The following is a 21,207-nucleotide window of genomic DNA, read 5'->3' as shown; positions in this document are numbered from 1 at the left end:
TCACCTTTTCATCAACTAAGCGTTGATTTTTTCAATCTTTACCTGTGTGAAAGACTGTCTGTGACCGTTTTTCTTATGATATCCAGATTTTCTCTTATATCTGTAAACGATAACCTTCTTTGCACGGCCTTCCTTAACTACAGAAGCAGTAACTGTTGCGTTTGCTACATCGTCTCCAGCCTTCATAGTTCCATCATTTACAGCAACAACCTGATCAAAAGTAACTGTCTCTCCTGCGGAAACAGCAAGTTTTTCTACGTTAATGATATCACCTTCGGATACTTTGTACTGCTTTCCACCTGTTGCAATAATTGCGTACATAATCGCACCTCCTATTTATCATTACTCGCTAACTTTGGCGTGACAAAAGTCATCTTCAAGGAGCCTCGTCAAGCGGCATCTCATATATCATACATATATTTTTACGGATTGTCAAGCGTTTTTTGAATTTTTTGGATTAAAAAAGTAACCGTTCATTTATTACATTCATAAAAGATTGAACGGTTACTACCTGCCGTCTATCAGCACCTCTTTGTCGCAGTTTAAAAAACAAACTGCAACAGATTTTGGCAATGCTTCGCATCCTAAATTGCCAAAATCCTCACACGAAACTTTTTCTTACGATATTTTCGGTTCCGAAAATATCTACCGTCCATCTATCAACACCTCTTTACCTCTAAACGCAAAACCATAGTGATGAATGTTTTCTTCTTTCACTCCTCTTTTGATAATCTCTGCATCATAGTTTTTGTCCTCTATCTGCTTTAATGCCGCTGCAACTGTCTCCTCAAGCGAACTTTCTTTTCTAGGATTTATTACTTTAAATTCTATTACGATACCCGGATATTTTTCATTTGTTTTGTCTATTGGCTCCAGCATTATGTCATACCGTCCATAGCCGCTTTCACGATTTGAGGTAATGATGTAGTTTTCTGTCTGGTCTACCATAAGTCCTAGTACAAAGCCATGGAAAAAGTTTTCCGGTGCTTTTCTTTCTGAATTATGTTTTCCTGAGTCAAATGAACTAAATGTATTCAATGCTACATCATTCATGTACTCATTCATACTTTCTATATCACCACTTATGAGTGCTCTTATAAACTCATTTGTTTCATGCTTTGCGGGACTGAACCATCTGAGTATCATATCTTCAAACATAAATTGTATTTCCAAATTTGTTAGTGCAAGCGTATATTTGCGTGCTTTCCTTCGATTTCCAACAAGTGGCTCTGCTGATACTACCTTAAGATAGCCGCTCGCAAGCATAAGACTCCACACGGCATCCTCCGAATAATCAAGCTCTGAAAATACTATCTGCTCATTTATTGGTACATCTATTGTTTCTTCTTTAAGAAGGGTTTCCATCATCATCTTTATACATGGACTTCCTTTTTGAACAAGATTATTTATAAGTCCATTTGAACTTGAGTCCGCCCAATAAGTGTTATATTCTTTTTTATCTAAAAAGTTGATTATCGACCACGGATTATAAATATCTTTTTGTTTTCCAAAAATAAAACCATCGTACCATTTTTTTACATCTTCCTTTTCATCCGGCAGCCCCTGTTCATCAAGTGCATTAAACACCTCTTTTTCTGTAAAACCAAATGAAGTTTCATATTTTGTTGACAATGTCGTGACTATTTCAAGATTATTGAGGTCACTAAAAATGCTTTCTTTAGATACTCTCGTAATTCCTGTCATTATTGCTCGCTCTAAATATGGGTTTGTCTTAAAAGTAGAATTAAAAAGACTTCTTGTAAATGCTATAAGTTCCTCCCAATATCCATTTACATATGCTTCCTGCATAGGTGTGTCGTATTCATCAAGAAGTATGATTACTTTTTTTCCATAATAACGGCTGAGATAGTTTGAAAGATTTTTCAATGCCTCCTGTGCCACAGTATCACTCATACCAACGCACACAGATTGATATTGCATTTTTTCATTGGTATTATATATACCACTTTTCATTATATAATCATATTCATTATATATTCTTATAAGCTCATCTTTTATCTTTATAACCGTCTCATTATACTTTACCTGTTTTATTCCCGCAAAACTAAGAAATATCACCGGATATGTCCCCTGCAACTTGCGATACTTTTCATTGTTCCATATTTCAAGACCCTCGAATAAATCCCCTCTGTCCTTGTATTTGTTTGAGAAAAAACATTCAAGCATACTCATGTTTAATGTTTTTCCGAATCGGCGTGGGCGTGTTATAAGCGTTACATTATCCTTATTTTCCCACCACTCTTTTATAAAAGATGTTTTATCTATATAGAAACAATTATCTTTGCGTATTGACTCAAAACTCTGATTTCCTATACTTATAACCTTTGCCATATGCACCCCTCCTGTTTATATTTCAAATCAAACTCCGTATTTAGTAGCTTTATTTTAACATTGAAGTAACTTTATGTAAAGCAGTGCACCGCTATTTATAATTCCTTTAGTAACAGTTCAGCCCCAAAAAAGATAAGTCAATAATACATGAGCTTGCTCAATGTATTATTGACTTGTTTTTTGGGGTGGAACAGCCTTTCAATTATGAAATGAAGTAAACACAAGCTGCATAGCAGCGACTGACAGCTTGCTGGCAAGTTTACGAATGTAATAAATGAGGGGCTGAACTGTTACTTCCTTTAATTTCATCACACTAACAACGATATCCCCCACAGTACAAGTATATGTACCGGATAAAATGCATAAAAGAAATACTTAGGCATTTTTACATCATTTTTTGTGTCATCATATGCCATTATAAACGGTATTGCAAGCACCCCGAATGACTGCATCCTGCCCTGTACAAACATCAAAAAGCAGGTATATAACAAAGCATTTCTTCTGTCATTTCTCTGCATATAAAATATGGCTATTAATAATATTCCCCATATGCTATAGTCTGTTTTTAATACAACCGCAACAAATCCTGCAAGAAATACGAGTGCCATTTTTACTGCAAAACTGTATTCCCATTTTTCTACAAAATACATCATTATCACTCCGAGTAATAATGTCCACATTACATTCTGTTCGCCTACATCTATTAACTTATGTCCAAATGCAAGGTCATATGGTATCTCCGATATAACAGCAAATATCAGCAGATTTATCATATATTTTTCCCTGCTGCGGGTGTGTATAAATCCCTCCACGAGCAAAAAGCATATAATAGGAAATGATATTCTGCCTACCGCTCTGAACGCTTTATATATTATATCGCCCCTCTCCATTAAGAATACACAGCCTATATGATCGATAAGCATTGTCAGTAAAGCTGTTATTTTTAAAAAGTTTCTTCCATATCTTTTGTCCCAGAATGTTTTTTCTGTTGCTACCATTTTTATCCTACTTTCTTTTTTATATTGTTATTTATTTTATAATTTTGTATCTTATGGTTTTGTATTTTATAATATTTTCTGTTATTCTGTTGTTTTCCCTGCAAATACGAAATAAAGTATCAATCCCTGCGCAACATTTTAGTCATAAAAAGATAATTAACAATACAATGCGCTTGTATATGGATATGGTATTATTGATTTTCTTTTTATGACAGATAGCCTTTCATTTTAATCATATATCAATTTCTCAATTTTAAACTCTGATTTTTATTCTTTGTTTTTCATTTTGCAATATCAAATTTAAAATTCGACTTAAATACTTTTTTTAACCCATCCGTTATCGTTATATTTCCATTATCCTCCACGAGTACGGTATCAAATTCATTTTTATGCTCCCGCCAATAATCCAACGCTTTTTCTTTTCCCATGACAAATAATGATGTGGACAATGCATCGGCAAGCGTTCCGTTATCGCTTACTATCGTCACGCTCTTAAGACCTGACTCTGCCGGATACCCTGTTTTAGGGTCTAATATATGATGATATGTCTTTCCGTTCTTTTCAAAATATCTCTCATATCCCCCCGATGTGATGACCGCCTTGTCTTTTACCGATACCACTCCGATATAATCCGATGATTTGTCGGGATTTTCGATTGCTATCTGCCAATCTGTTCCGTCAGTTTTTGTACCGAGTGCCTGAACATTTCCACCAAGCGATACAAGACCGGAAGTCACACCACAATCCTTAAAAATCTGCATTACACGGCTTGAAGTATAGCCTTTTGCTATGCCACCAAGGTCGATTTTCATATTTTTGCCAAGTTTTATACTGCTGCTTTTTTCATCAAATTCTATCTTAGATGAGTCTACATTTTTGAGAAGTTTAGAAATCTCTCTTTTTGACGGCACATTATATTTTTGTGTTGTAAATCCCCACTTTACCATCAGAGGATATATGCTTATGTCAAATGCCCCATTTGTTGTTTTATTTATCTTAAGTGCTTCTGAGACAATGTCTTTTGTGTCTTCCGAAAGTGTACCGCTGCCTGTCTGATTAAGTTTATATATATCACTTTCTTTTTTCTGTGCACTAAGCACCGTTTCAAGCCTGTTTATCTCATCCACTGCTTCATCCACAGCATTTTCAGCATTTTTACCATATGCTGTCACCGTCATATATGTATCCATCGCAAATATGTCTTTTGATGCTTTTTTATTCTCATCACTGTTCTGGCAGGCGGTAAATGCAGCAATACATAATGTGAGTAAAAAAATCCCACCAAGTTTAAAATAAAACTTTCCTACTATCTTATGATATTTTTCTGTTTCATCTGGTGCTGTTTTATTGTATTCATGGCATGATTTTTGTGCTTTAAGTGATAGTTCTGACGGAAATTTTTCATATCCGCTCTTATATACATCCATACTTTTCATTGTCTTAATCACTTCATCTCTATCTGTAGTCATATCTGTACCTCATCTTTCTATTTCCATCCTATTTTATCAACAAATCTTTTAACCGTCTTTTCTATTCCTTATCAAAATCCTTAATAAACTTTTTAGTTTTCTTGTTTTTTCAATTTCATTAACAATCCTCATAGTTTTTTATTATCCTTTTTCAAAATCCTTAACAAACTTTTTATTTTTTTATTTCCTGTCAATATAATAAACAAACCTTTTATCTATTTTCCTCATCATAATTTTTTTCCACCTCCAGAACCTTATTCCTGACCGCCTCATCATAGCCTTTCAATGCCGCAAATGAAGCAAACTGTGCCGCCCTGTCATGTATGCTCATCGGCATATGTTTCTTTGATAAAGGCCTTTCTAAGTCTATTATATCCTCATATTTTTTCCAGTCACCATTTTCAAGCATCATGCCCTGTGACCTCCTATCTGCCTGTTTCTTTCCATAGCCGTCGCACCTTCCTCAAGGTTCATACCTTTTAATATAGCATTTTTGCCGTATTTTTTCTTTACATCTATCATCGCTTTTTGCAATCTCTTTTCTTTTTCAAGCCTTAACTTTTCTTCCTGTTTCTGCTTTTCTAACTCTCCATAATCAGTAAAAAGGTCAAGCTGTTCAAAGTCTTTCTTTTCGACTACATCTTCCTGCCTTATAATGTGATTTGCAACTACATTCATTCGTCTTACAAGAAGGTCTTTATTTATTATATCATCATATAATTTTTCGATATGCTCCATTATAATTTTTGTTGATGAAGTCATTTTTCCGAGATTTGTCGTACCATGTGCGTGCTTTGGTATCTTTCTTCCATATCTGTCTACAGTATATTCGCCTTTGTATTTTTTTCTTATCTCAGGATTTTTCAGATTTTCTATATCATACCCCACTGTAAGCACCATCTGGTCAGTCACAAGATCCTTTTCCACCAAATCAAGTACAAGCATATCTGTCATTTCCATAACGACGAGTTTAGCTTTTTTTGCATCATACGGACAGGTAAGCACCTGCCCCGAACTTATACTGTTGTTCTCAGGTTTATATGCTTTTATATCAGCAATGGTGCATGGTTCATACCCCCACGCATGGTCTATAAGAAGTTCTGCATTTATCCCAAACAATTTATAAAGAAGCTCCTCATTATAAAAATCACCTGCTTTTCCGACAGAACACATCGCCACATCTCCCATTGTGTAAATGCCGCACTCCGCAAGTTTTTTCGCATATCCCCTGCCGACCCGCCAGAAATCAGTTATAGGCTTGTGCGTCCACAATATCCTCCTGTAGCTTATCTCATTTAACTCGGCAATCCTCACACCATCCTCATCGGGTTTGATATGCTTTGCAACTATATCCATTGCGACTTTGCAAAGATAAAGATTTGTTCCAATCCCTGCCGTTGCGGTAATGCCTGTTTCCTTTAAAACTTCCCTGATAAGCATCATGGCAAGTTCTCTCGGTGTTTTTTCATAAGCCTTAAGATAAGATGTGACATCAATAAAAACCTCGTCCACTGAATAGACATGAATATCCTCAGGTGCTATATATTTAAGATAAATATTGTAAATTTTTGTGCTGTACTCCATATAATAAGCCATTCTGGGCTTTGCCACAATATATTCTACCTGCTCTCCTGTAGCCGCCTTTATCTCTTTCACTTTCTGCACAACTTCAAAAAGCCTCGCCCTCCCCGAAATTCCATATGCTTTCAGGGAAGGTGAGACTGCCAGACAAATTGTTTTTTCGGTTCTAGACTCATCAGCTACCACCAGATTTGTCGTAAGAGGATCAAGCCCCCTCTCGACACACTCAACAGATGCATAAAATGATTTTAAATCTATTGCTATATAAATGCTATTATTATTTTTGTCTGATCCGCCTTTATCAAAGCCCTCAAAACTCATCCCCATTTAACACCTCTCTTTTATCAAATTATGCACAGGCAGTCCCGCAATACTGTCACTTTGACACAGCATACAGGTAGTTTTGACCTGATAACATCACAACCTTTTAAAAAACAAACTTACCTTAAATATGTTATCATTAAGTTCTGCTTCTATTTTTCCACCCATATCCTCTGTCATTTCCTTTGCGATTGCCATCCCAAGTCCTGTTGAAGTTTTGCTCCTTACCACATCCGCCTTATAAAACCTCTCAAAAATTCGGGATATATCAATTTCATCAGGTTTTGTCACCTCATTTTGAATTGTAAGTCTTATCTCATTTTTAATTGAGTTTAAACATATCTCAACCTTCTTCTCACCATGTTCCAATACATTTTTTATTATATTTTGCAAAATACGGTGCATCATCTGCTCATTTCCATAAAAATACAATTTTTCTTCGGTCAGCTTCAGCTCAGGTACAATAGCTTTTTTCTCCCACTCGTCAAAATAAGAAAATAATGTTTCCCTGACTATCTCACTCATGTCACATTTGTACAATTTAATATTATAAGTCTTATTCTCCAGTTTTGTAAACATAAATAATTCCTCAAGCATATCTGAAAGAGCTTTTATCCTGCCTTTTATCACTGAAATATACCGTTTGTTTTTCTCCTTATCTTCTGATTCTGACAAAAGCTGAAAATATCCGTCAAGTGATGTAAGCGGAGTTCTTATATCATGTGAAAGATTTGTATATATACATGAAATTTCATTTTCTTTTTTCTTCCACATCACACGCTCAGCCCTGTGATTCTCAAGCATTTCATTAAGTGCAGCTGCAAGTGCTTTTGATCCGCCTGCTTTCACCCGTATCGTTATCAATGCATTACTCCTGTTTTTTTCAATAAAATCAAGCTGAGCGGTGATATCCTTAATCTGACTGCGTAATGTAAAGTACATATATATAAATATACCTAATGTAATAATGAGCATTATAATTATTATTTTTTCCATTTATTTCCGGCTCCTCCCTCCATTAACACAATCAGACATTTTCAAAACTCAGTCGTTCTTTAAATAAGTCAAGCAGATATTCGCAAACAAAAAAACATATACTGAGTTTCACAACCACCTGTATATCATACCATATCTCTCTTTTCCACGCTAATTATTCCCACAAATACGGAAACAATGAAATATACAGCCGCAAATACTATGATGTTCCTTATCTGTGCCATGTCCATATTTGGAAGCATGTTGCCTATTTTTGTTGTAATGAGATATTTTTCCAAAGAAACCTCACGGTTTAAAAGCTTATATATTCCGGCGTCAATTCCCATACACGCCAGCTTGCCCATTCCAAATGACATGCATACCGCTACCGTCATACTGAAAACCCTGCTTTTTGTTATTATTGCGATTGCCGTACAAACGGTTACAAATACATATTGTAACAAAAACTGCGAAATAATAAAAGTAATATATTCGCTAAAGCTGCCTGCCCCAAAATTTCCTTTTGCAATAAACCATATTACTGACTGAACAACCAGCAATATAAGGTCAAACATAAAAATATATATAAATATAGCTGTCAATTTGGAAACAAAAAGCTGCCAGCGGTGTCTGACCTGTCCTCCGATGTTTTTAATATATCCGTTTTTATTTTCACTTAACGCAAATATCATTGTGAAAATAACACTAAAAAAGAGATAGAACCCTGATGACATAAAGCTGCTGTATATCGTTAAAACATTCTGCTCAGTTCCAAGAAGCTGCGAATCATCAACATCTACCCCAAGTTTAACATTCTGATCTTTATCTTCATATACAGTAGTAGCATTGCTGCCCTTTAAATCTGTTTTATCAGCATCAACAACCACAAACAACAGCATGATTGCAACAGATACCATTGCAATTATATTTACAACATAAAACGACCTCATTTTAAACATTTTATATAAATCCATTTTTATTATATTAAACATAATAATCTCCATTTCTGCACAAATTTTGTGTTACACATATTTTGTGTTACACATATTTTTATCTTTTATGCTATATAACTTTGCGTCAGGTATGCACAGACACAAAGCCTGTATAGTAACACTTTTACTTCCCACACCACTGTTTATCAACGGCTTTCTAATCCGCCGTCATATTCAAAAAATAACTTTCAAGTTCTTCCTGATTTACTTTTATCTCTCTCGGACACACTCCTGAATTTACAAGTCTTTCATTTATATAAGCACTCTCCTCAAGTCTTTCATAAATGTAAATATGTGACTTATCAATGACTTCATAATCGTGAACTCCTATTTCATCAAGTGTGACAACTGCCTTTTTAGGCTCATCAAGCACCAGTTCAATACGCTTACTGCACTGCTGCATAAGCTGTTCCTGCGAAAGCTCCTGTAAAAGATTTCCTTTGTGTATTATGCCAAAATCCGTACATACTTTTGAAAGTTCCTCTAATATATGACTTGATATAAGAATGGTAATGTTCCTTTCCTTAGCAAGTCCTGCAAGCATATCCCTGACTTCCACAATTCCCTGCGGATCAAGTCCGTTTATCGGCTCATCAAGTACCAGAAAATCAGGATTTCCAACCATTGCAAGAGCTATGCCAAGACGCTGTTTCATACCAAGAGAAAAATTCTTTGTTTTTTTCTTTCCGACATCTGCCAAGCCTACCATATCAAGAAGCTCAGAAACATATTTTTTATCACTTATCCCAAAAAGCTTTGCCTTTATCATAAGATTGTCATATGCTGACATATTTATATAAAGACCCGGTTCTTCGATAAGACAGCCAACCCTTGACCTAACCTTTGATAAATCCTTTCCCGAATAACCAAACAGCGAATAATCACCGGAAGACGGATTAGCAAGACCACTTATCATTTTTAAAAAAGTGGTCTTACCGGCACCATTCCTCCCAATAAAACCATAGATACCTCCCCGTTTTATATGCATATTGATTTCATCAACTGCCTTATGTTTCCGAAACTGTTTCGTTAATGCGTGTGTTTCTAATAAAATATCACTCATAATAGTTTTTCCTTTCTATTTTTATTTTACAACATTTATTTTAAGAGCCATTTCATAATAAAACGCTAAGAAAAAGTAAAGAAAAAGTAAAGAATTTATATTTTCCCATAAAACAGTAAAATCAAAGCAATAAGCCGTAAATCTGCCGGCTAATGCTTTGATCTGTTTGTTTCTACACATATATTTAGTCCGCAAAGCGGTATCCGATACCCCATACCGTCCGGATAAACTCTTTGTCAGTTATCTTTTTTATCTTTTTTCGTATATTGCTTATATGCACATCGAGTGTTTTTGTTTCGCCCATATATTCCTCCTGCCATGCATATGTAAAAATTGCCTCTTTGCTAAATACTCTTTTGGGATTTTGTGCAAGCAGCCTTAAAATTTCAAACTCCTGCCTGGTGAGCTTTTTAAGTTCCTCTCCCTCTATCCATATCTGATGTGTTTTTATATCCAGTTCAAATCCATCAATTTTTATTTTCTCATCCTCTTTTTCATGTCCTGCATGGCGAAGCTGTATCTTTACCCTCGCAGCTACCTCGTCTATATTAAAAGGCTTTGTAATATAATCGTCTGCTCCGTTTTGCAGAAGATTAAGTTTTTCGTCCATCCCGTCTTTTGCAGTAAGCACGATAACCGGTATATCGCTGTTTTCTCTTATTTTTGCAAGCACCTGTTCTCCCGTCATACCCGGTAGCATAAGGTCTAACAGTATGACCGACGGTTCTTCCCTCTCAAGAAGCAATATGGCTTCAGTCCCCGAAAATGCCTGTCTGCACACATACCCCTCACGCTCAAGAGCCTCTTTCAGCAGATTGTTTATATTTACATCATCCTCCGCTATCAATATATTTTTGCTTTTCAATCTAATAACACCCTTTCCATATATAAATAGTAAATATAACTTGGATTACTATAACTAAAATAAGACCACACAGAAACACGGACAACTCCGCATTTCCATATAGCCTTATTCTAAAACAACTTAAAACAATCCGTCAACCATCTCTTTAGTGACAGTAACGCTCTCCACCTTATCGACCTCTATCTGATAAAGTGTATTTGCCGCAATGTGCTCTGCTGCCTGCTCAAGGTCGCGTATTCCTGTTGTATTTGAGAATTTTTCGACTACTGCTGCCACCGCCTCAGGTGTAACGATACATTCCTCATTTCTCATGCCCATTCTCTTAAGTACCTTTGGCATACAGAAATTCTTGAAAATAACCTGTTTTTCCTCTGCCGTATAGTCAGGTATATCTATAACCGCAAATCTCGACATTAAAGGTGCACTTATCTTTGATTTGTCATTTGCGGTCGCAATAGGATAGACACCGACTGTCGGAACCATACATTCTATGTAGTTGTCAGTAAATCCGATATTGTCAAGGAGCGTGAGAAGTACATCCGCCGGATTTCCATGACCTTTGTTTGATGTTGCCTTGTCAAGCTCGTTTATGATAAATACAAGATTTGACTCTCCTGCCATCTCAAACGCATCTATAATGATACCTGATTTTGCATTTGAATATATTCTTGAACTTCCCGTAAGCTGTTCCGGGTCACTTATCGAACTCATATCAAGTGTTGTCCATGGAAGTTTGAGTATTCTTGCAACCGCATATGCAATCTGTGATTTACCTGTTCCTGCAGGTCCTACAAGCAATATTCCATATGCCGGAAGTGTATGCGTACGGTTTATCTGTACTATCGTTTCTATGATACGCTGTTTTACTCTCTCCATTCCATAGAGTTCTTCATCGAGTATCTTTCTTGCCTCGACAATATCTATCGTTTCAAAGTAATTGCTTTTCCACTTTATGTTCATCATGATAGATAATGCTCTCTGTGCGTGCCGTCTTTCCTCCGGAGATACTTCGTGCGATTTTGCTACCGCAAGGTTTCTTCTCGCCCACAGTCTGATATTATCAGGAAGTGTTGCCCCCGCACAGTTGATAAAATCGGTAACACTCTGAAGGCTTGTCAGCTTCATTCCATCTCCGCTCTCGTCTTCCTCCTCGTCATTTACGACCTTTGAAGGAGCATCACTCGCAAAAAGTCTTTCTATCATATATTGAAGGAAACCGTCCTCCGCAGATAACTTTGAAGTATTTCCGTGTGCAACTTCGCTTATCTTATAAACAGCATATCCCTCAGCCGTATTTTCGCCTGAAAGCCTTACATTGATATGGCTCTCTCCAAGCCATTTGAGCAGACTTACAAATCTTGCATCAACCTTTAATATATCTGAAACTTCAACTCCCGCATCTTCATTAAATTCAAATGTTGTGCGTTTTATGGGATTGGTAAACATTCCATATGAATGATGCTTCCATTGTTTGTTTTTATTATCTATCACCAGTATAGGCTTTTGAGGTGATGCACTCTCCTCGCTTGACATAAATATCTCGTATGTGCATACCGCATTTTTCTTTTCTTCATCAGGTACACTGTTAAAATCAAATACAGGCATCATTTTCTCCTCTCGTATTAAAATTCGATTTCCTTTAAATAACGCTCAACTGCATCCTGCCATGTCGGAAGCGGCTTAAATCCATTCTTAACAAGTTTGCTCTTGTCAAGTCTGCTGTTAAATGGTCTTGCGGCTTTTGATACACCGTACTCTGCCGTTGTAACAGGACTTACCTGAACTTTTTCTTCGCTGTACTCAGTTCTGCCAAGTTTTACTGCCTGTCTGAATATCTCCTTTGTAAAATCATACCAGCTTATATAACCGCCCTCATTTGTAGCATGATAATAACCATACTTGTCAGTTTCTATCATATCGACAAGAAGCCTTGCAAGGTCAAATGTATAAGTTGGTGTACCTATCTGGTCATTCACAACAGTAAGTTTGTCATGTGTCTTTGCGACATTGAGCATTGTCTTTATAAAGTTTGAACCGTTTTTTCCAAATACCCATGCTATTCTTACTATAAAATATTTATCTAATATGCCTGATACGGCAAGTTCACCCTTAAGTTTTGAACTTCCGTAAACATTTAAAGGCTTATAATCCTTGCAGTCAGGCTCCCACGGTTTTTCTCCCTGACCGTCAAACACATAATCAGTGCTTATATACATCATAGGAACATCAATCTCTTTACATACTTTTGCTATATTTTCTGTTCCTGTTGAATTGATTGCAAAAACTTTTTCCTGCTTGTCCTCATCTTCTGCCGCATCAACCGCTGTCCATGCCGCACAATGGATAACCGCATCGGGTTTGATTTCTTTGATATTTTTTGAAACTGCATCACCATCTGTTATATCCATCTGCACATAAGGTGCATCAATAGATGTAACCTCAGCTAAAATATCACTTCCAATGCCTTCATGACCACGCTTTGCAAGTTCGTTCATCACATCAAAGCCGAGCTGTCCGCCGACACCTGTAACTAAAATTTTCATGTCTGTTCCCTCACTTTATAATATTGCATTTTCATTTTTTATAATGTTTACCCAGACTCAACCGGTCCTTAAAATTGCTGCATTATTATGCAATCATCACTGTTTTTCCAATAGATGACAATTTATATGTAAAAATACATTTCTATCTGTTTCCTAACATACTGCATCACTTTATATTTATTTACAGGGATGTATGCTTAATATCACACATCCCTGTCTTATTTTTTATCAAGCTCTTTGTAAATTCTCATCCTCTTGAATTTCAGCCAAGAAACATTTTACTCTTTCAGCCTTTGATTATTTTCCTGACACTATTTCAAAAAGCTACCTTTATTTTCAGCTTTTGATTATTTTCTTAACCTTAATCCAAAAAGTATCCTTCACTTTCAGCTTTTTTTACTGTCTGTTTCCGTACATCTTCTCGTAGTAATTCTGATATTCGCCTGAAATGATAGTCTCCCACCACTCTTTGTTATCAAGATACCATTTTATTGTCTTCTTTATTCCATCTGCAAATTTTGTTTCAGGAAGCCAGCCAAGCTCATTGTGAATCTTTGTAGGATCGATGGCATAACGCATATCATGTCCTTTACGGTCAGCAACATATGTGATAAGGCTCTCAGGCTTTCCAAGTTCTTTACAGATTATCTTAACAATATCAATATTTGTCATCTCATTATGACCACCAACATTGTAAACCTCTCCTACTCTGCCATTGTGAATGATAAGGTCGATGGCACGGCAGTGATCCTCAACATAGAGCCAGTCACGCACATTTTCACCTTTTCCGTAAACAGGAAGTGGCTTATCATTGAGTGCATTTGCAATCATAAGAGGTATAAGTTTCTCCGGGAAATGGTATGGTCCATAATTGTTTGAGCAACGGCTTATCGTTACAGGAAGTCCATAAGTTCTGTGATAAGCAAGTACAAGAAGATCTGCTGAAGCCTTAGATGAACTGTAAGGACTGCTTGTATGTATCGGTGTCTCCTCTGTAAAGAAAAGATCTGGTCTGTCCAACGGAAGATCTCCGTAAACTTCATCTGTTGATACCTGATGGTATCTCTTGATACCGTATTTGCGGCACGCATCCATGAGTACGGCAGTACCCATGATATTTGTGCGAAGGAATACCTCCGGGTCCTCGATTGAACGGTCAACATGGCTCTCAGCCGCAAAGTTTACTACCATGTCAGGCTTTTCTTCCTCAAATAATTTATAAACTGCCTCACGGTTAGTTATATCCTCTTTTACAAATCTAAAATTAGGATTGTCCATAACCGGTGCAAGTGTTGATAAATTACCTGCATATGTAAGACAATCAAGACAGATTATACGATAATCCGGATATTTATTTAACATATGAAAAACAAAGTTACTTCCAATAAATCCTGCTCCACCTGTTACTATAATAGTCATTTTAGTTCTCCTTTTATCAATATAAATTTTCCTGGTATTTTCCGTCGAGTACATCTTTAAGGTACTGTCCGTACTGGTTTTTCTTTAAAAGTTCATATACTTTTAAGACTTCCTCTTTTGAAATCCATTCGTTAAGATATGCGATTTCCTCAAGGCAGGCAATCTTTCTGTGCTGGTGCTGTTCAACCGTCTTTACAAAGTTTGTTGCTTCCACAAGACTCTCATGTGTACCTGTATCAAGCCATGTAAATCCCTGTCCTAAAAGTTCAACATTTAAGCTACCTTTTTCAAGATATATACGGTTGAGGTCTGTTATCTCAAGCTCACCTCTCGCCGACGGTTTGAGGTTCTTTGCATACTCTACTACCTTATTGTCATAGAAATAAAGACCTGTCACGCAGTAATTACTCTTAGGTTTCTCAGGTTTTTCTTCAATGGAAACAGCCTTTCCATTTTTGTCAAACTCAACGATACCAAATCTCTCAGGGTCGTCAACATAATATCCGAATACTGTCGCACCCTTTCCGCTCTCAGCATTTTTAACTGCCTCGTTAAGACGCTTTTTAAGACCATGTCCCGCAAAGATATTGTCTCCGAGTACCATCGCAACATTGTCATCACCGATAAATTTCTCACCGATTATAAATGCCTGTGCGAGTCCGTCAGGACTTGGCTGTACCTCATATGAAAGATTTACGCCAAACTGATGACCGTCGCCTAAAAGTTCTTCAAATCTAGGTGTGTCCTGAGGTGTTGAGATAATAAGAATATCTCTTATTCCTGCATTCATAAGCACTGACATAGGATAATAAATCATCGGTTTGTCATAGATTGGCAAAAGCTGTTTACTTGTTACTCTTGTAAGCGGATAAAGTCTTGTACCTGAACCGCCTGCTAAAATAATTCCTTTCATAGTAATCCTCCATTTTATCTGTGAGATCATTCTAAATTTCGTACATGATCCCAACTGAATTTTAACTGTGACTACATTATAAAAGGTGCCCTAAGGGCATATGCAAGTCTTTTTTTATTTTTTATATAATTTTTATATTTTATATGCTAAATTTTCTATATTTATATGTATTTTTATCATATATTATCTAATTTTTTCAGCTTCTCGACAGTTTATTCCTTATATTATCATTTATTTTTTCTTTCTTCTTGCCTTTTTCAAAAACATCTCTTACTTTAAGCCAGATTTATTTTTTCACGGCACGAAAAACCCCCGCCTCTTTCGTTACATCAAAACCGTACTTTGTCTTTTTCTTTACAAAAGACACAAAATCATTGTATCTGTCAACTATAAATCTATTCTGGTTTCCATGGCACGAAAGAACATACGAGATAAGAGACTCCGGTTTTGTCACCTCAAGATAATCCTCATATTCAGACCATGAAACATCTGAAAAAAACTTTTCAAGTATCTTGCCGCCGTTTTGTTTACCAAATTTTTCATAAAGTCTGTCAGCAGACAAAACTATCCTGCTGTCGAAGTCACTTACAAGCATACTTATCTCTTTCATGTGAGCATTTCCGTAAGTGCTGCCAACAAATCTTCCGCCCGGTTTTAAAACACGCTTTATCTCACTGCACACCTTTTCTAAATCCTCACAGTAAAAAAGTACATGGTTTGCAATAACTATGTCAAAACTCTCATCTGGTGCATTTATATGATGTGCATCCATGACTTCAAACAAAAAATCTTCTCCCATATCTTTCATTGAACGCCTTACATCTCTTATCATACCGTCAGAAATATCTGATAAAATAACATTTATCTTTTCAGGTATCTTCTCCCTGTTCATCCTCCACAAAGAGGCATCTCCGCAGCCAAGTTCAAGCACACTTTCACCTGATTTAAGCTCACACTGCTCAAAAAGCCATGGAAACCAACCCTGCTTATTTTTTGAAAATTCCTCATGAAGATTTATCCTCGCCGAGATATTTGATGAGTTCTGATACTGGACTTTAAGCTTGTGTTCCATTTCATTTACATTTACAAGCTGCATCATCTTGCTCCAGTCAACATTTTTTTCCTGCTTGACTGCCTTTGACGCATCAACTAATGCCGTCTTTATAAGCTGCATCTGTTCTATTTTTTCCTCAATAAGACCAAGCTGCATATGAAGTGACTCTGAGAAAAAATGCTTATCTGAATTTCTGACTGTCATTTCCTTTATATCAGCAAGAGAAAAACCAAGATATTTAAGAAATAATATCTGTTGTAGTCGTGCAAAATCTTCATCCGAATAAAATCTCGCACCACTATCACTTACAAAAGACGGTTTTAATATGTTATGCTCGTCATAATATCTTATCGTCTTTTTGGTGACATGAGCTTTTTTTGCAAATTCACCCGATGAATAAAATCCCTCTTTTTTCATATTGCTCCTTATTTTGTATTAAGAATAGTATAATACTTTACACCTTACTTTGCAATAATGAAAATTTCCACCTCCGTTTCCATACACAACAACCCCCTTATACCGCTAAAACGCACTTGAAATGCCCTTCACACAGTATAAAGGGGTTGTTATAATTATTTTTCAGTTAATCCATATATTTCGTATCCTGCCACAGATGATCAGGCAGTCCGTTTTTGTAATGGAGCATTATCTCACCATTTATAAGCGGCTTAACATACTCAAGCATATTGTCCGTCACATTATTATGAGCTTTATTTATCCACTCTAAAGGCACTTTCTTTTCTACATTCGCAATGCTTTTTAGGTCTGCATATTCTATAACCGACCTGTATGGTTCATCGGATATTCTTTTCAAAACAGGGATAAAACCTGTATTGCCCTCTATCGCATATTTTGCTCCGGCAATTCCAAGCTCATAGGCTTCTCTGATATCCGTCCCTGCTGCCATATGTGCTGCACATCGTTGCATGATATTGATTTCCACACTCCTGCATTTTATATGAAGCTTTTCTTTCACCAGAAGCTCAAGAGTTTTTGCCGCACCACCAAGCTGATCATGACCAAAAGTGTCTGAAGTGCCTGCATTGATATAGTTTCCGTCACTGTCATGTATCCCTTCTGATACTGCAACCATAACGCAATTTGATTTTTTCAGCTCATTTTTTACATCTTCTATAAATTCATCCTTATCAAAATCCACTTCGGGGAGATATATAAGCTGCGGCAGCTCGTTGTATTCACTTCTCGCAAGTGCCGCAGCACCCGTAAGCCATCCTGCATTTCTTCCCATCAGCTCTATGATAGTCACACACGGAATGTCATATATTTTTACATCATGTGCCATCTCCGCTATTGATGCCGCTATATATTTTGCAGCAGAACCATATCCCGGAGTATGGTCAGTGTGCGGAAGATCATTGTCAATAGACTTAGGAATACCTGCAAATCTTATATCAGAGCTTATGCTTTTTGCATATGCTGACAGCTTATTTACGGTATCCATGGAATCATTTCCGCCAATATAGAAAAACATACCGATATCATTCTTGTCCAATATAGCAAAAATCTTCTCATAAAGCTGTGAATCTTCTTCATAAAACGGAAGTTTAAAACGGCATGAACCAAGATACATCGACGGAGTGACTGCAAGCCTGTCTAGCTGAGATTTTGGACACCACGCTTTTTGAACATCATCATTGCCTGATGTCACGATATCACTGATACTGTCATTGCCTGCTTTTACATCATTTTCAAATATCGAGAGGTCTGTAAACCTTTCATTTAATACACCCAAAATCCCATTGGCTGCTCCAATTATCCTCTCATATTCACCAGACCTCACAACACCTGCAATAACTCCTGCAAGCGATGCATTGATTGCCACTGTCGGACCTCCTGACTGTGCAACTAAAACTCTTTTTCTCATAATGCTATTTGTTCCCTTCTGATTTTTTATACAATATGCAGAAACAACTTACAAACAATAAAGTCATTATCCGCATATTGTAAAATTTTATCCCGAAAGCATTATACTCCTTTATTTTCATTTGAGAAATCTAATTTTCATGGTAACAAATAACTGTTTTTTAATGTATTTTTGTCAGACAGCTCCTTTACCGACTTTTATTTAGCTTTTAATACATTAACGCTGACTTTTTTCTTTATGCCATTATGTGTAATACAATAAATCACGCACTTCCCTTTTTTCTTTCCGGTCACCTTTCCTGCCCCTGTTACAGTTGCAACATTAACATTCGATGAAATAAATGTTATTTTCTTTCCTTCAAATACAGGTGTTTCGTCTGCTTTGTCACCTTGAAGTGTCTGTCCCCACTTTGCATCATCCATCACCAGTACCGACTTTTGAATTTATCTTATTCTACATTTTTAAGTGCATCACTCTTTGGTATCTTCTTTATTTTTATCATCTGAATGACACATACCGCAAGATAGCTGATAACACCCATAACAAACATTTTAACATAACAACTGTCTGATATGATATAAGGAATATAACCTGTCATCTGGGTATAAAGATACGAAGAAAACATCCAACGCATAATGACATTTACTATAGGTATCGACAAAAGCAGTGATATAACCACCACCGCAAAAGTGGTAATGATATAAAGACCTCCTATCTCCATGTCCGAATATCCGAGTATCTTTGTGAGTGCTATTGAATTGCTATTTTTCTCTATTATCTGTTTTGATAACAGGTACATCAAAAGTATAAACATTATAACACCAAAATACTTTATCAAATCCATAAAATCACCCATCGACACTTTCATCTGTGTTGACACTTTTCTTAAATCCTTTACTGTAATTATTCCCGCAACATAATCATCGTCTATATCCTTTAATTTTTTATTGCTGAAATACCCACTATAGTAATCATCATCCTTATCAAATTTTTTTATAAAAGTATTTCTGTTCATAAACACCGATATAACGGCATCATATTTATATGAGCCTGCAACTTCAAACTTATATTTCTTGTTGCTGTAAGGGTCTTTAAGTTCTATTTTATCTCCTTTTTCTATACCGAATTTATCCATATAACCATTTGACACATAAACCTTTCCGTCAGGTATATCAGCTTTAACATATTTGCTGTTATCTGATATTCCATAAATCGTTATCTCATCTTCCATATATTTTCCCGGAAGTGTCTTTAAACTCTCCACACAATATTTTTCAGCTCCTGATACCTTAGTTTCTGCAGGTGCTTTAAGGACATATTGATAATCAGCTATTATACTCTTTCCAACAAGTTTTGAATAATCATCAATAAGCGGACCAAACATAAGACTGAATATAACTATGACCGACGCAAATAAGATACCTGCAAGCAATGTTATGTAGTTTGATATATTTTGAAAAACAACCCTCAATCTGAACCGGTGCATAAACGGTATCTTCGTGTTTAATCTCACTGCTTTTCTTCTCGTCCTTTTAGAAAGTTCCCTGCGTAAAAATTTAAGCGGTGAAATCCTTAATTTTGATGCTAATACAAAATAATTTATGATAAACATTAGTATCACCGGAATAACAGTCGTATCTATAAATGCTTCTGCATTCCATAAAGTATTGTATGTTGGCAGACTGTAACTGTTATAATACATTGATGCCATATATTTTACCATAACAGTATATCCCACGACATTTCCTATTATAGCAGATATAAGTGTAACTGTTACAGGATTTATCATATAATGTCTTACGATTTCTCCTCTGGTATATCCTGATGCCCTTAAAGTGCCTATAACACCTGCCTCTTTTATTATCGTGTTGGATGTCGTTATGGCAAAGACAAATGCAAGTATCGCTATTACGATATAGTCAAATAAAATAAACATTGCCTTATCTCCGCCCATATCATCTCCGGTAAAGTTTATTGCTTTATTTTCACAGCGAGGTATATAGGAAGTGACTGCAGCTTTTTTCGCCAGACTTTTGAGAAAATCATCAGACATATTTTTCTGTTCCTTGTCACTTTTTGGCTTCTTGTTATATCTCATGGCATAACAGTAATTTAACTTACTCTTTTTAAGCTTTTTAAGACCTGAATCCGTCATCGAAGCCACACCGAAATTTACTGAATCAAACATCATATCAGCGTTATCTTCAAACAGACAACTATAATCAGGCATTGCCACAAAACCTGTTATCTTATAATCTTTATCTCCTATTTTTATATTGTCACCAACTTTATAATCATTGTTTTTTGCAAAAACTCTGTCAAGTGTAATCTCGTCATCAGCTTTTGCAAGCCTGCCTGACATTATACAAAGCTTATTTACTTCTTTCCTCTCACCATATACTCTTATGGTCGCATTTCTCTTTGACTCCTTTAATTTATAATACCTCTGGTCATAAATCCTGACTTTATTATCGTTTTCAAGCTCTTTTATCGTTTCGTCAGACATTTCGTCTGCCGTCACGAAATCTGCATATTCCACATTGTATTTTTCAAATCCCTTTTCATATGCATCATATACGCTATTGTCAGCCACCAAAAAACCAGACACAAGACTGATAAGCATAGTCATAAACAAAAAGATAACAAGATACTTGCCTATATCTCCTTTTAACTCTCTCGGAAGTCTTTTTATAAGTGGATTTCTCATATTAAGCCTCTTTTCTACACACTTTTTGTGCATATTAAGTTTGTGTCAAGTGTGCACAGACACAAATATT

General features: G+C 36.1%; 18 protein-coding genes. All 18 read right to left on the bottom strand.

The window, feature by feature from the left end; translation table 11 throughout:
- Window positions 1-15: 15 nt before the first annotated feature.
- The 18 genes from rplU to DWZ63_RS12495 all read right to left on the bottom strand — a co-directional run bounded on the left by rplU (window position 16) and on the right by DWZ63_RS12495 (window position 21,137).
- Window positions 16-321, bottom strand: a complete 306-nt coding sequence (rplU, locus tag DWZ63_RS12580; RefSeq protein WP_022015281.1) for a 50S ribosomal protein L21 — start codon at window positions 319-321, stop codon at window positions 16-18.
- 324 nt (window positions 322-645) lie between these two features.
- The gene (locus DWZ63_RS12575; protein ID WP_118500069.1) at window positions 646-2,352 is read right to left on the bottom strand and encodes an AAA family ATPase; all 1,707 of its coding nucleotides are present in this window, start codon (window positions 2,350-2,352) and stop codon (window positions 646-648) included.
- Window positions 2,353-2,660: 308 nt separating this feature from the next.
- The gene (locus DWZ63_RS12570; RefSeq protein WP_055942168.1) at window positions 2,661-3,350 is read right to left on the bottom strand and encodes a TraX family protein; all 690 of its coding nucleotides are present in this window, start codon (window positions 3,348-3,350) and stop codon (window positions 2,661-2,663) included.
- A 281-nt stretch (window positions 3,351-3,631) separates the two neighbouring features.
- Window positions 3,632-4,819: an FAD:protein FMN transferase gene (locus DWZ63_RS12565; protein WP_243020619.1), complete on the bottom strand. Its 1,188-nt coding sequence runs from the start codon at window positions 4,817-4,819 to the stop codon at window positions 3,632-3,634.
- A 211-nt stretch (window positions 4,820-5,030) separates the two neighbouring features.
- On the bottom strand, window positions 5,031-5,231 hold the full coding sequence (locus tag DWZ63_RS12560; protein WP_055942171.1) for a hypothetical protein: 201 nt from the start codon (window positions 5,229-5,231) through the stop codon (window positions 5,031-5,033).
- Window positions 5,228-6,727, bottom strand: a complete 1,500-nt coding sequence (locus DWZ63_RS12555; protein ID WP_243020617.1) for a DNA methylase — start codon at window positions 6,725-6,727, stop codon at window positions 5,228-5,230. Before DWZ63_RS12555 ends, DWZ63_RS12560 begins: the two co-directional genes overlap by 4 nt.
- Before the next feature lie 90 nt (window positions 6,728-6,817).
- Window positions 6,818-7,717, bottom strand: a complete 900-nt coding sequence (locus DWZ63_RS12550) for a HAMP domain-containing sensor histidine kinase (RefSeq protein WP_118500068.1) — start codon at window positions 7,715-7,717, stop codon at window positions 6,818-6,820.
- 125 nt (window positions 7,718-7,842) lie between these two features.
- Window positions 7,843-8,688 (bottom strand): ABC transporter permease, encoded by an 846-nt coding sequence (locus DWZ63_RS12545; RefSeq protein WP_055942174.1) that lies wholly within the window; start codon window positions 8,686-8,688, stop codon window positions 7,843-7,845.
- A 157-nt stretch (window positions 8,689-8,845) separates the two neighbouring features.
- Window positions 8,846-9,751 carry an ABC transporter ATP-binding protein gene (locus DWZ63_RS12540; protein WP_055942177.1) on the bottom strand — a complete coding sequence of 302 codons (906 nt, stop codon included), beginning with the start codon at window positions 9,749-9,751 and terminating at the stop codon, window positions 8,846-8,848.
- A 184-nt stretch (window positions 9,752-9,935) separates the two neighbouring features.
- Complete coding sequence (locus DWZ63_RS12535; RefSeq protein WP_055942180.1) at window positions 9,936-10,616, bottom strand: response regulator transcription factor; 681 nt, start codon at window positions 10,614-10,616, stop codon at window positions 9,936-9,938.
- Between the two features lie 120 nt (window positions 10,617-10,736).
- Window positions 10,737-12,221: an AAA family ATPase gene (locus tag DWZ63_RS12530; protein WP_055942183.1), complete on the bottom strand. Its 1,485-nt coding sequence runs from the start codon at window positions 12,219-12,221 to the stop codon at window positions 10,737-10,739.
- Between the two features lie 17 nt (window positions 12,222-12,238).
- Complete coding sequence (gene rfbD / locus DWZ63_RS12525; RefSeq protein ID WP_055942186.1) at window positions 12,239-13,159, bottom strand: dTDP-4-dehydrorhamnose reductase; 921 nt, start codon at window positions 13,157-13,159, stop codon at window positions 12,239-12,241.
- A gap of 396 nt (window positions 13,160-13,555) precedes the next feature.
- A complete protein-coding gene (rfbB, locus tag DWZ63_RS12520; RefSeq protein WP_022014226.1) occupies window positions 13,556-14,578 on the bottom strand; it encodes a dTDP-glucose 4,6-dehydratase in 1,023 nt (340 codons plus the stop codon).
- Window positions 14,579-14,594: 16 nt separating this feature from the next.
- Window positions 14,595-15,491, bottom strand: coding sequence for a glucose-1-phosphate thymidylyltransferase RfbA (gene rfbA, locus DWZ63_RS12515; RefSeq protein WP_055942190.1), 897 nt, complete (start codon window positions 15,489-15,491; stop codon window positions 14,595-14,597).
- A gap of 286 nt (window positions 15,492-15,777) precedes the next feature.
- Complete coding sequence (locus DWZ63_RS12510) at window positions 15,778-16,962, bottom strand: methyltransferase domain-containing protein (protein ID WP_022014228.1); 1,185 nt, start codon at window positions 16,960-16,962, stop codon at window positions 15,778-15,780.
- 166 nt (window positions 16,963-17,128) lie between these two features.
- Window positions 17,129-18,430, bottom strand: a complete 1,302-nt coding sequence (locus DWZ63_RS12505) for a 6-phosphofructokinase (protein ID WP_118500067.1) — start codon at window positions 18,428-18,430, stop codon at window positions 17,129-17,131.
- A 197-nt stretch (window positions 18,431-18,627) separates the two neighbouring features.
- Window positions 18,628-18,852 carry an Ig-like domain-containing protein gene (locus DWZ63_RS12500; RefSeq protein ID WP_055942197.1) on the bottom strand — a complete coding sequence of 75 codons (225 nt, stop codon included), beginning with the start codon at window positions 18,850-18,852 and terminating at the stop codon, window positions 18,628-18,630.
- Window positions 18,853-18,878: 26 nt separating this feature from the next.
- The gene (locus DWZ63_RS12495) at window positions 18,879-21,137 is read right to left on the bottom strand and encodes an ABC transporter permease (protein ID WP_055942200.1); all 2,259 of its coding nucleotides are present in this window, start codon (window positions 21,135-21,137) and stop codon (window positions 18,879-18,881) included.
- Window positions 21,138-21,207: the final 70 nt, after the last annotated feature.

Origin of the sequence: Clostridium sp. AF34-13 (assembly GCF_003477845.1) — a bacterium.
In the GTDB taxonomy this organism is placed as follows: Bacteria; Bacillota; Clostridia; order Lachnospirales; family Lachnospiraceae; genus Butyribacter; species Butyribacter intestini.
This window is presented reverse-complemented; position numbering and strand designations above follow the sequence as displayed.